The organism is Candidatus Phytoplasma oryzae (genome assembly GCF_003263355.1).
Taxonomy (GTDB): Bacteria; Bacillota_I; Bacilli_A; order Acholeplasmatales; family Acholeplasmataceae; genus Phytoplasma; species Phytoplasma oryzae_B.
Window position 1 is genome coordinate 1 of the sequence record NZ_JHUK01000004.1, and the last position, 12,283, is coordinate 12,283.

11 protein-coding genes are annotated in these 12,283 nt (G+C 20.0%); 3 read left to right on the forward strand and 8 right to left on the reverse strand.

Going from position 1 to position 12,283, the window contains the following annotated elements; genetic code table 11:
- On the reverse strand, nt 1-334 hold a 334-nt coding region (locus DH96_RS01625), incomplete at its 3' end, for a hypothetical protein (protein WP_146735086.1).
- A 363-nt stretch (nt 335-697) separates the two neighbouring features.
- Complete coding sequence (locus DH96_RS01630) at nt 698-1,519, reverse strand: hypothetical protein (RefSeq protein ID WP_111961341.1); 822 nt, start codon at nt 1,517-1,519, stop codon at nt 698-700.
- Nucleotides 1,520-3,104: 1,585 nt separating this feature from the next.
- Between DH96_RS01630 and DH96_RS01635 the strand changes: the two genes are divergently transcribed.
- From DH96_RS01635 to DH96_RS01640, 3 genes are all read left to right on the forward strand, one after another.
- Entirely contained in the window at nt 3,105-3,485 is a 381-nt protein-coding gene (locus DH96_RS01635) for a hypothetical protein (RefSeq protein ID WP_066540665.1), read from the forward strand.
- A gap of 51 nt (nt 3,486-3,536) precedes the next feature.
- Entirely contained in the window at nt 3,537-3,713 is a 177-nt protein-coding gene (locus DH96_RS02175) for a hypothetical protein (protein WP_160330322.1), read from the forward strand.
- A gap of 1,135 nt (nt 3,714-4,848) precedes the next feature.
- Nucleotides 4,849-5,286: a hypothetical protein gene (locus DH96_RS01640; RefSeq protein ID WP_111961342.1), complete on the forward strand. Its 438-nt coding sequence runs from the start codon at nt 4,849-4,851 to the stop codon at nt 5,284-5,286.
- A gap of 1,379 nt (nt 5,287-6,665) precedes the next feature.
- On the opposite strand, the gene DH96_RS02180 is transcribed toward DH96_RS01640, so the two are convergent.
- The 6 genes from DH96_RS02180 to DH96_RS01660 all read right to left on the reverse strand — a co-directional run bounded on the left by DH96_RS02180 (nt 6,666) and on the right by DH96_RS01660 (nt 11,413).
- Nucleotides 6,666-6,830 (reverse strand): hypothetical protein, encoded by a 165-nt coding sequence (locus DH96_RS02180; protein ID WP_160330314.1) that lies wholly within the window; start codon nt 6,828-6,830, stop codon nt 6,666-6,668.
- A gap of 583 nt (nt 6,831-7,413) precedes the next feature.
- On the reverse strand, nt 7,414-8,928 hold the full coding sequence (locus DH96_RS01645; protein WP_083515904.1) for an IS3 family transposase: 1,515 nt from the start codon (nt 8,926-8,928) through the stop codon (nt 7,414-7,416).
- A 513-nt stretch (nt 8,929-9,441) separates the two neighbouring features.
- Nucleotides 9,442-9,744 carry a hypothetical protein gene (locus DH96_RS01650; RefSeq protein WP_066540333.1) on the reverse strand — a complete coding sequence of 101 codons (303 nt, stop codon included), beginning with the start codon at nt 9,742-9,744 and terminating at the stop codon, nt 9,442-9,444.
- 21 nt (nt 9,745-9,765) lie between these two features.
- On the reverse strand, nt 9,766-9,930 hold the full coding sequence (locus DH96_RS02185) for a hypothetical protein (protein ID WP_160330315.1): 165 nt from the start codon (nt 9,928-9,930) through the stop codon (nt 9,766-9,768).
- 20 nt (nt 9,931-9,950) lie between these two features.
- Nucleotides 9,951-10,697 (reverse strand): hypothetical protein, encoded by a 747-nt coding sequence (locus tag DH96_RS01655; RefSeq protein ID WP_111961343.1) that lies wholly within the window; start codon nt 10,695-10,697, stop codon nt 9,951-9,953.
- A gap of 41 nt (nt 10,698-10,738) precedes the next feature.
- Entirely contained in the window at nt 10,739-11,413 is a 675-nt protein-coding gene (locus tag DH96_RS01660) for a hypothetical protein (RefSeq protein WP_111961344.1), read from the reverse strand.
- Nucleotides 11,414-12,283: the final 870 nt, after the last annotated feature.

A 12,283-nucleotide genomic window follows, 5' to 3' on the forward strand; every position in this document is an offset into this window, starting at 1 on the left:
TCAATTCTTCTTGTTTTTTTTGTAATGCAAGTTCTTCTTTTTCTAATTTTTCCCGATCTAAACCTAAAGTTAGTGTTGGACCTTCAGAATTAGCTAATTTTAAAGAAAGATCAAGATTGATGTCTTGATTTTTTGATGATAAATGATTATCGATATTTGAACTTGAACAAGAAGAATCTAAAAAGTCAAAATATTCGGAATTTGAAAAATGAAAAGAATTGTCTTGATTCATAGCCCAAAGCAAATGACAATGATGATATTGTAATAAAAAAAGGAAACTTAAACTATAAATGAATAAATTGATAAAATTTTTTTTTTGTTTTATTAAAAACATAAAAAAATTATTTTCTCCTTTCTTAAAACATATATAATAATATAATATTAAATTTTTTTTTTATTTCTACTTTAATCTTTTTTTATTATTTTATTGTTATTTTTGATTAAAATAATGTTCAATGTTTTTTATCTTTAAATTTTGATGTTAAAAAAATAATATTTTTTTAAAAAAAGATAATAAAAAAGCTAAATGTTTAAATAATTTATTTTGATTAAATTCTCTTTTTGGTTCAATTTTTCAATAATTAGAAGAAATTGAAGATTTACTTTTGTTAAAATAAATGAAATATTCTATTTTAAAAAAAACTATCCAATAAAATAAACAAATTTTTTTAAAAAATACAAATTTAATTTATATTTATCATAATTTATTTTTTTTAAACTTCCATATTTTAATATAAAAAAACAAATAAAATAAATTAAACAAAAAAAACATAATAATTCCAAAAATACTAAAATAAAAAGCAAGATAAAAAAGATTAAAACAAGAACATGAAATAATTGCATACATATTAATAATATTTTTTGTTGGTTTTTTCTCTTTATATGTAAACAAACATATTATAGAATACAGTATAACCATTATATCGTCTCCACTTAATTTTATTATGACTAAAATTAAGTTTAAACATAAAATAAGATCTAAAAAAAACAAAAAATAATTCAATATTTTATTATTAGTAATAAATATTCTATTTTCTTTTCTTCTTATAAAAAACAAACTAAAAAAAAACAAAAATAGTATAAATGAGATAATATAAGGAATAATATAAAATATTCTAAAAATTATTTTAGATTCAATAGAATTATAATAAATTTTTTTATCTTGTAAATTGAATTCTGAAGTTATTGAATCTCTATCAAAAATTTTCGTTAAAATATATTTTTCATCTTTATTATTATCATAAATCGAAATTGGTTGTATATCTGGATATATCTTTGAATATATTAAGTCTTCTTTCTTTAAATTCAAACATTCCGTAGGAGAAACTTTTTTTGTTATTTCTACAAAACTACGTTTAGTGAAAAAATTTAAGTCAATTGAAAAATATTTACACTTAAAATTTAAAATGGATAAAAAATGAATAAATAAACAAAAAATTACTAATAAATAAACAATCCAAATAATAAAATAATTATGGAATTTGAATATTCTTTTATTTTTTTTATTTTGATAGTTCATAAGAAAGTATTTTTTTAATTTTCATAACTTTTTTATATTATTTTTTATGATTTTATATTAATTTTATATTATTTAAGATAATAAAAAAATATTTCTTAATTTTAAAAAATAAAATAAAAAAATTATTAATCAATCCTTTTAAGTTTTTAATTTTAAAAATTATCTTTAACTAAAAAATGTTTAAATTAATTAATTCATTTTTTTAACTTAAATATTGTATCAAAATAAATTAAAATTGTATCAGAATAAATTAAAATCATATATAAAATAATCTAATTTAAACACAAACATTGAACACTCATACAATCGTATTAAATTTTTAAAGTAAAGTAAATATTTATTAAGTCAAAATATTAAAATTAAAAAAATTAAAAATTTATATTTTATTTTTTTATAATTTTCTTTGTTACAAAATTTATAATTTAAATTTATAACTTCTTATGAATTTAGATAAAATTATTAAATAATATATTTTTATCTTTTTATTTTAACCATTTTAATTGATATAAAATATAATTTTTTTTTAAAATAAGTAAATTGATTTAGCAAAATAATTATTATAAACATTTTAATTTTAAAAAAAATAAAATATAACAAAATTAACTTTTAAAATAAACTCCAATCAAATAAAATATTTTATTTGAATTTTTGAAAAATTAAAAAATGAAAAAATAATTTTTATTTTTTTGTAGCAAATTTATTTTATTAGTAAAAAATAAACTTTAATAATTAACTTTTATTTTTTTTAATATATAATGTATCATTAAGGTAATTAGTGAACAATTTAGTATTTTGCAAAAAAAATATAAGAAATATTAAAAAACTAATTTCTTTATAAATTATTTACTTCCGACTGATACCGTTTTATATGCCATAAACTGGAACAGATTATTTATAATAGAATAATAAAAACATAAAAGTAAAAAATAACAATAAAAAATAGTTAAAAAAAGTAAATATTTTAAAACTTTTTAATATTTTAAAAAAATAGCACTGTTATCATTTCTTATTTTTTAAACCTTTTTTAACTTTTACATTAAAAGATCTTATAAATCCTATAAAAAAATGAAAAAAAATAAAAAAGTTAATTAAAAAAATTTCTTAGAACCTGAGGAGTTAAAAGAAATTAGAAAAATTTTTATATTTATAAAATATTTTATTTATTTAATAAAAGTAAAATTTTTTTCTAATGCAGCTAAATCAAGTTCTTTTTTCTTTTTGATATATTATATTTTTCTTTGTTTTTTTTGATAATTTTTTCATATTTATATTTCGACAATAAAATTAAATTCTCATAAAATAACAAATAGTTCGTAAAATAATAAATAAAAAACTGTAAAAAAACAAAGTAAAAATTTTTTTACCAAAAATATTTTACTTGAATCAAAATTACTAATTTCTATAAAATTTTTATTGATCATTATTTGTTATTTTAAAATATTTAAATAAAAAATAACAAAATAATTTCATCCTTTCTAATAATTAAAAAATTTTATATATTTAAAAAATTTGTATTTTTTATAAAATAATTTTAAATAATATTGTATCTTAAAAATTTTTAATTATTAGAAAGGATGTTAAAAAATTGAAATTAATTAAATTTTATAAAATTCATAAAATTATTTTTTGTATTTTTTTATTTATATTTGTTTTTTTTCCAAAATTTTTATTTGCTTCTTCTGATAGTACAAAAATTAATGATGAAACAACATACAAAAAACTTGTTTTTAATGGAGAAAATGGCAAAATTGAACAAAAAACTTTTTTTTATAAATACGGTTCCAAATCAAGTTATCTTTCTAGAAAAGAATATTTGAGAAATTATCATAAAAAAAGAAATAGTTTTAAGAAAAAAGAAAAAGAGAAAATATCTGAAGTAACAAAATCTTTTTTTACAGAAGAAATATATATGTCTACAGAAGAACAAAGTTATCGTGATTCTAAAACATTACCATTATTGAAATAATTAAAAATTCTTAAAAATAAATAATCAGAAAAAAAATTTAAAATTAAAAAAATGATTTTGTTTATTTCATTGAATATTACAGCTTTTAGTTCTAGTATTTTATTAATTTCAGATAATGAACACTATCATAATACTTTTCAAGAAGAAATAAAAGAATTAAAAAAATTGAATAATCAAAAAAAAAAAAAAAAAAAAAATATATTAAAAAGAAAAAAGAAAGTAATTTAGCTGCTTTAGAAAAAAATTTTACTTTTATTAAATAAATAAAATATTTCATTTATTTTCTTAAATTCTTTATAAAAAAAAATTTGGCTCTAATTCAAACCGAAATTTAAAATAGTTTATCTTTTACAATTTGTTCTATTTTGTATAAAAAATGAACATATTTTAAGAAAAAAAACTTTTATCCAATATTGTTTGATTTTTTACTTACCTTTTTAAAAAAACAAAATTTTATTTGTTTTTTTAATTAGACAATTTAGTGTTTTTTTCTGACAATTTTGTATTTTTGTATGTGTTTAAGTTTTTATTTGTATTTGGGTTTTTAAAAAAAGTATAAATTAATCAAAAGAGGTTATAAAGAATAAATTTTATGTATAAATTAAATAAAATTAATTTTAAAAAATTTTCTTTCCTGTTATTATATTTTTTTTAATTTTAACTCTTTTTCAAATCTAATTTAATTTTTGCATCATCAGAAAATGGAAAAGAAAAAAAAGAAGATATTAAATATGAAAATATTTTTCCAAAATTGAGTAAAATAAGAGAAAAAAAGATACTAATCTGAGTTTAAATTTAAAAGATAACTTAGATTTTCAATATTTTAAAATAAAAGTTTTAGATCCATTTGATAATGAATTTAAAGAAATAATTAATAATGAATTTATATCAAATTTTATCAATAATCCTGAAAATACTATTGAAGATATAAGACAAGAATCAGAACGCCTTTGACAGACTTTTTTTAATTATGCTGTTAGACATAGAGATGCATTGGCTCAAAAATTCTTTAATTGGTAAAAATTTATTAATGTTTCTTAAAAACAATTAATAAAAAAAATTGGCGGACTGGTTACCGCCAAATTTAAAAACGCTAAGTATGCAAAAAATCTCTTAAATTTTATATGAAAATCATATCAAAACTCAATGATAGAACTCTTATTTAATAAATTTTTTCTTACTTTCTTTGAAAAAAGTCAAAATTTTTTATTTTTTAAAGAAAGATTTGTTTTTTTTAAAAAAACTTCTTTTTTGACAAATTAGTACATTTTTTTTATTATTTAATTGTATTTAAATTGTATTTTTTTATTTTTTTTATGTGTTTTTTTAAAAAATATAAATCAATTAAAAGGAGTTTTAAAGAATGAATTTTATGTATAAAAAAATAAATAAAATTTATTTTAAAAAAATTTTTTTTCCTGTTTTTTTATTTTTTTTAATTTTAACTCTTTTTAAATATCGTTTAGTTTTTGCATCATCGTCAGATTTAGTTGAAACAGAAAAAGATAATAAATTTAAAGAAATTGTTTTAAAACTTAATAAAAGAAAAGAAAAAAAAAAAAACAATAAAAATTTCAATTTAAAAGATGACTTAGATTTTCAATATTTTAAAAGAAAAGTTTTAGATGTATCAGATAATGAATTAAAACAAGATATTAAAAAAAATTTTATAGAATTTATAAATGATCCTGAAATAAACATTGATGATCTCAGAGAAGTGTCTGAGAGATTTTTAAACGAAATTTTTGAAGTTGTTTTCAAAAATAGAAATGAATTAGCTAAAAAATTCTTTAATTGGTAAAAATTTAATTTTCTTATTACTTAATTGTAGTTTTTTGAGAAAAACATAATGCTTTATAATTATTTTAACTTTTTCCATCTTACTAGAAATTACTAGAAAAATTACCTTAAAAAGATGATATTTATGTAATATAATGTCAAATAACCTTATTTTATATGTTTGGTAACAATTCGTATATTTAGGGTTATTTTTTTTTAGCTGTTTAAAATTAAATTTAATTATATAATGTAAACAATAATATAAAAAATACACATAAGAAAGGGTTGTGATCCAAAATAATGGTACTAACGGGCATCAAATAATTCTTGAAAAAAAATGAAAGAAATTATTTTTTTAATTCTTTTTATATTTTTTTCAAAAACTAAATTGTTTATTAATTACCCTTATCATATATTAAAAAAAATAAAAGTCAACTATTCATAGTTAACTTTTTCCAAAAAAAAGAAAAAGTTAAAAAACCTTAAAAAAAATTTATAATTTTAAAAAATAGTTATAAAAAAACCGACTTTTCATTATTAATCATTAAACATAGCTTCCAAAAAAACTCTTGATTTGACAAATAATCAACTCTGATATCAAAAAAAGAGGTATTTGAATCCCCTACTATTACTTAGACCTCTTTCATTAAAATATGTTGATTTTTGATATAAAATATGATGATTTTAGAATAAACATTTTCTTTATTTTAAATTTTTTATCTTTTAAATAAATTTTAAAAAGAGAAATTGACTTTTCCTGAAAAGTATTTTTTTAAAAGAAAAAAGAAAGTAACAAAGAAAAAAGAAAAAATAATATATAGTTAACTTACTTACTTTAACAAGTAAGTAAGTTAACTAATATATATTGTTCACTAACGTTCACCAACATGATATCTAAAGCAAAAAGATTTGTCAATCCTAAATTTTAAAAAAAAGTAAAAAAAGAAGTTAATAAGCATAAAAGAAGAGGAAAAAACTCTGGAGGGCGTTTTTTCCTCTTCTTTTATGTCAAAAAGTCAAAAAAACAATTTCTTTCTTAAAAAATAATAAAATAAAAAAAGAAAAAAGAAAATAAAATGATAGTTAATTAACTCAAAAATATGTAAATAAAAGAAATAAAGAAATCTTTATCCGGCTACGCATAATTTCCTATAAACCCATAAATAAAATTTTTAAAAAAAAGGAAAAAAAGAAAAAATTTAACTAATGTTATATATTTGATGATATAAATCAAAACAAACAAAATAAAAAATCTTACTTTTATTTTTGTGTACGGAAAAAAAATCGATTACTCGAACTCCTATCAAATCTTAAATACTGACCACAAATCGATAAATATTCATACCATGAGCTTTTTCTAAAATTTTAAGACATTTTTGTTGTAAAATATTGTTTTTAATTTTATGAAAATGTTTTTGTTTTTCCAATTTGGAGCCAACTATATTTTTCACTATATTGACATATTTTTTCTAATAATTCAAAAAGAGTCTTTAATCTTATTTTTTTTAAAGAAAAAGGATTATTATTTAATATTAAATCTTGTGCTTGGAAAAAACAATTAAACATAAAACAAACTTTAAAATTAAGATGTTAAAGGATGCTTTTTAGCAAAATATTTGATTAAAAATCTCAATCAATAATCACATTTTTTTCCAATAATTACTAATATCATAAGCATCTAACACCATGAATCTTCATAGTAAATTTGTTCATTTAAATCTACTGAATCTCAATGGCCATATTTTTGTATGACCACTTTTAAAGATTCTTGATGCGCTAGAGATAATTTAGTAGTATCCCTTTCAGGAGTTTTGATTAAAGGTAAATAAGAATATTTACAAAATTATTGGTATCATTCAAGAAAAACAGGTCCATAAACTCAAGTTTGTAAGGTAGCATTAATTAATTTTTCTTTTTTGGACTAAATAAAAAACATGGCATAATAAATTAGTTTTTGTAGTTTAGTATTGGTAATATCGGGGATATATTCAATTAAATAATTAGCCACATCAAAAATATTAATTTTACTTTTAGACGTTTGACTAAATTATTCTCTTTTTTTGATTATTTTATTTTTTTAAAAATCATTTATTTATGGTTATTATATATTTTCTCAAGAAAAAAAACAAATAAAAAAGCTTTAAATCATCTATATTTGTTTAAGATGTTGCTTTTTAAACTGATTAGGAGATAAATAACCTAAATATTTTAATCTTCTTTTTTGGTTATAATGTTCGATAAAACGAGTAACTTTTTGTTTAATCCTTTGAGGAGTTAAAAATTTTCTTTTTTCTTCAAAGAATCTTTCCCCTTTTAAATTACTAAAAAAGGCTTCCACACAACTATTTTGTTGAGGAGAACTTTTTTCTGAAAAACTAGGTATTAAATTTTTTTCTTTTAAAAGAGCTTGAACATGTTGATGAATAAAAGGAGTTCCTTGATCCGAATGAAATAAACCAACTTTTTTTAAAACAGGTAAATGATTTAAAGTTTGGATAATTATTTGATGATCTTGTTTGTCTGAAAAAGTATAAGATAGAATTTCTCGATTATATAAATCCATAATAACTGATAAAAAAAGAAATTGATGCTTTTTTCCATAAGGAAAATAAGTAATATCAGCACAAAGTTTTTGGTAAGGACTATTAGCTTGAAAATTATTTTGAATTAAATTAGTTAAAGGTAGATGGTTAGGAAGATAATCTTTTTTTCTTCTATAATTACGTATAAAAAAACTATTTTTAGGCGTTTGACATAAACATCTAAACTTTTTCATTTTGTGATAAACAGTTTTAAGATTAACTTTGAAACCAATTAAAAGGAGTTTTAAATGCAAACGACGATATCCTAATAAATAACGTCTTTGACCTTGAGAATTATAATCACAATTTCGTTTAGCAATCTTTTGGATAGCTAAATCTAAAGTAGTTAAAAAAAGAGGTTGGTTATTTTTTTTTAACCAACGATAATAAGTACTTTTAGAAAAATTCAACCATCTTAAAAGTTGGTTTAAACCTATTTTATAGACATATTTAGAAATAATTTTTAAATAGAGAATTTTGTTTTCTTTCTTATTTAACCCTAAAATTTTTTTAATTTCTTTTTTAATAGTATTTTCATTATCATTACAAAATTTTTTTTGATAACGATAATTACAACCAGATTTTTGATGTAAACGATAAATTTGGTTTTGATCAACCCATTTTTGCCAAGAATAAATTGAACTAATGTTTTTAATACCATATTTCATTTGGATTTGTTTATATGAATTTCCTTTTTTCAAAGCTAAAACAGCTTTTATTTTAGTTTCAAAAGGATAATGATTAAGTCGGCTAAAATGATGATCATTTTTAGATTGTTGAAATTCTTTAAACCAAAAATAAATAATCCTTCTATTTTTTAATTTAAACTTTTTAATAATTTTTTGATCATTGTGGCTTTGTAATACGGATTGAATCACAGTTTTTTTAGTTTCGATAGAATAATATTGATAATGATATGGATAATTATTTTCCTTAAATTGACTAAACCAAGGATAAATATAAAAAGTGTTTTTTAATCCAAATTGTCGAATAATTTGTATATATCTAATTCCTTTAATTTTAGTTTGAACAACTTTTTTTTTAAATTCTAAAAAATATTTTTTGAATATTATAGGAAACATTATGAGCTTTTGCCTCTTTTTTCTCTTTTCATTACAAAAATACAAACATTCTTATTATAAAAGGTATTTTTAGTAATTAATCATGTTTTTTTGTTAATCTCTAAATAAAAGTAAAAAAAGACTAACAGAGTCTTTTGTTTATTAAAAAAGGTATTTGTAAAAGAGGATTATCGAGTATTTTCAATTTATTCATTCATTAATAAATTGTTTATTTTTTGTTCGATTTGATATTTAATTTCTATTTCGATATTTAATTTTATTTAGTATTAAACTTCTCTGTATAAATACTAAGGATATTTCGAACTGGATTAAAGTGTAAATGATATTCTTTAGTAGAATCACAGATCTTATTTGCTTATCTGGATCATACGGTAAATCAGCTTTTCCGATATAATAATCTTTATCTTCATCTAAGAGATATTAGAATCCTTGATAAGTAAAAGATAAAGAACGATTATGTTCATCAACAGCAAAATCTCTGATATAGATTCCTAATAAAGAATCAAAACTTCTTTAGCTAAAAGTAGCACTATCGAAAGCCATGTCGTAAGAAGATGTCCACCATTTGTTAAATAGTTGTTCAACAAAATCTAAGATATCATGATGTTCTTTTTGAGTTTGGAGACGATGTTGATAAAGAATAATTTTATCAGGATCTTTTATTTTTTCTTCTATTTCCAGAGGACTTAATTTAGCAGCTTCTGGATCTTGTCTAGCTAATTCCTCAGCTGTTGGTTTATTTTGTTCTTTTTCCAATTCTTTTTGATAATGTCCTAAACCATTTAAACCATAAAAAGTATATTTTTTAGTTATCATTGATTGACCTTGAGGATCTTGCTATTGTTTCGTAACAGATACTTTTGGTTCGGGAATAGGGATTTTAACAAACTCAGTTTTTGAAGGGAAAAAATTAATAATAATGATAATCACAACTATCAAAAGGAGTAAAAGAAGTATTATCCATTTAAAGATTTTTTTAAACTTACTTTTTTTAGGTTGCATAAATTAAACTTTTACTCCTTTTATTCAACATTAAACTTTTCAGTATAAACACTCAAGGTTTTACGAACTGGATTAAAGTGAAGGTGATATGTTTTAGTAGAACCAAATCCTATTTGGTTATTCGGATCATAAGGTAAATCCGCATTACCAATATAATAATCCTTATCTTCATTTAAAAGATATTGGGGTCCATCATAATAAAACCACATTACCCCGGTTGCTTCTTCACATCTCATGAATCCGATATATAGAGTTAACGGTGAATCTACTACTGATCCTTTCATAAAAGTAGTAGAACCAAAGGCATATTGATTAGCATCCGTACGCCATTTGTTAAAGGGTTGTTTCGCAAAAGGCAAGATATCAGTAGGTTCTTTTTGAGTTTGGAGACGATGTTGATAAAGAATAATTTTATCAGGATCTTTTATTTTTTCTTCTATTTCCAGAGGACTTAATTTAGCAGCTTCTGGATCTTGTCTAGCTAATTCCTCAGCTGTTGGTTTATTTTGTTCTTTTTCCAATTCTTTTTGATAATATCCTAAACCATTTAAACCATAAAAGATATAATTTTTTTCTATCATTGGTTGACCTTGAGGATCTTGCCATTGTTTTGTAACAGATACTTTTGGTTCAGGAATAGGGATTTGAACAAACTCAGTTTTTGAAGGGAAAAATTTCATAATAATGATAATAACAATTATAAAAAAGAGTAAAAAAAGTATTATCCATTTAAATATTTTTTTAAACTTTCCTTTTTTTAATTTCATTTATTCAATTTTTACTCCTTTTTTTAGTTCTAAACATTTTTTTATTTGGTATTAAACTTGTCCGTATAAACACTCAGGGTGTTTCGTTTGGGATTAAAGTGAAGTTGATATTTTTTCCTTAAAAATAATTGATCATTTGGATCAAAAGGTAAATAAGCTACTCCAATGAAATAATCTTGATCAGTTTCTAAAAGGTATTGAGGTCCTTTATAGCTGAAAGAGAAAGAACGACCATCTTCATCGGTGCTAAATTCGCTAATATAATTAGCTAATAAAGATTCAAGAATATTTTTTTCAAAAGTAATACTAATAGAAGATATTTCATAGGAAAATATGTACCAATGCCCGAAAGGTTGTTTAACAAAATCTAAAATATCTGTTGGTTCTTTTTGAGTTTGAAGACGATGTTTTAACAAGATAATCTCATTACTATTTTGGTCTTTTATTTTTTTTTGTTGTTCTTTTTCCAATTCTTTTTGATAATATCCTAAACCATTTAAACCATAAAAGATATAATTTTTTTCTATCATTGGTTGACCTTTCGAATCTTGCCATTGTTTAGTGATAGATACTTTTGGTTCAGGAATAAGGTTTTGAACCAACTCAGTTTTTGAAGGAAAAAATTTCATAATAATGATAATAACAATTATAAAAAAGAGTAAAAAAAGTATTATCCATTTAAATATTTTTTTAAACTTGCCTTTTTTTGATTGCATTTATTCAATTTTTACTCCTTTTTTTAGTTCTAAACATTTTCCTATATTCTTATTTTAAGACAAAAGGTTAAGAAAACCAATTTTTAAATGTATTTCATATCTTTTTTAGTTTTATCAACTATATAACTGTAATCTTGATCTACTTTTTTACGAATAATTGATCTTATCCCGGACCATTTTTCAGTTTTTTCTTTTAGTTCATCTTTTTTTGCTTATATGCGTTATCTTTATTATTATAATCATTAATTTTTGGTTGTAACTTTGTTTCAGTTTCTTTATGTTGTGTTTTTTTCTTTTCTTAGATCTTCTTTTAGTTTATTAATTTTATGTTCTAAGAATTGGTTTTTTTGAGTATTTTTTTCATTATCCGCTTCCGTTCCTTCGATTTTAACTTCTAAAGCTTTAATTGTTTATCCTTTTTATGTCTAAGAATTCATTTGATTATTTAGTTCTTTATCTAAACAAAGAATTTCTTCTTCTTTTTCTTTTAATTCTTCTTCTAATTGTTTAATTTCTGCTTGTTGAGTTTAATGGTGATAGCTGGTTCTTTGTTAGTTTGCTCTTCAATTAACTGTTTATTTTTAAGCATCCATAACTCCAATTGTTGACTTTGTAATTGTAAATTTAAAGTCATTTTTTTCTTGTTCTAGTTGTTCTTGGTCGTAATTTCTTTGTTGAAAATAATTAGTGATTCTTGTTTTAAGATCTTAATTAGAAGAAGTTTTAATCTTTTTTTCTTCTTCTTTTTTTATAAAGAGTAAAAGAAGAACTAGCAGAAAAAGAAGATAGTGATTGCTTAAATTACTTATGGATTCTGGATCTTTTTTTTAAAATCATCTATTTGTTAAAGTAAATCAGGTTGTTTAATTT

Bases quoted from the DNA above. Each gene is read 5' to 3' on its own strand.
- DH96_RS01655 (WP_111961343.1), bottom strand. From the start codon at position 10,697: ATGAAATTAAAAAAAGGAAAGTTTAAAAAAATATTTAAATGGATAATA.
- DH96_RS01640 (WP_111961342.1), top strand. From the start codon at position 4,849: ATGAATTTTATGTATAAAAAAATAAATAAAATTTATTTTAAAAAAATT.
- DH96_RS01630 (WP_111961341.1), bottom strand. From the start codon at position 1,519: ATGAACTATCAAAATAAAAAAAATAAAAGAATATTCAAATTCCATAAT.
- DH96_RS01660 (WP_111961344.1), bottom strand. From the start codon at position 11,413: ATGCAATCAAAAAAAGGCAAGTTTAAAAAAATATTTAAATGGATAATA.
- DH96_RS01650 (WP_066540333.1), bottom strand. From the start codon at position 9,744: ATGATAACTAAAAAATATACTTTTTATGGTTTAAATGGTTTAGGACAT.
- DH96_RS01645 (WP_083515904.1), bottom strand. From the start codon at position 8,928: ATGTTTCCTATAATATTCAAAAAATATTTTTTAGAATTTAAAAAAAAA.
- DH96_RS02175 (WP_160330322.1), top strand. From the start codon at position 3,537: ATGATTTTGTTTATTTCATTGAATATTACAGCTTTTAGTTCTAGTATT.
- DH96_RS02185 (WP_160330315.1), bottom strand. From the start codon at position 9,930: ATGCAACCTAAAAAAAGTAAGTTTAAAAAAATCTTTAAATGGATAATA.
- DH96_RS02180 (WP_160330314.1), bottom strand. From the start codon at position 6,830: ATGTTTAATTGTTTTTTCCAAGCACAAGATTTAATATTAAATAATAAT.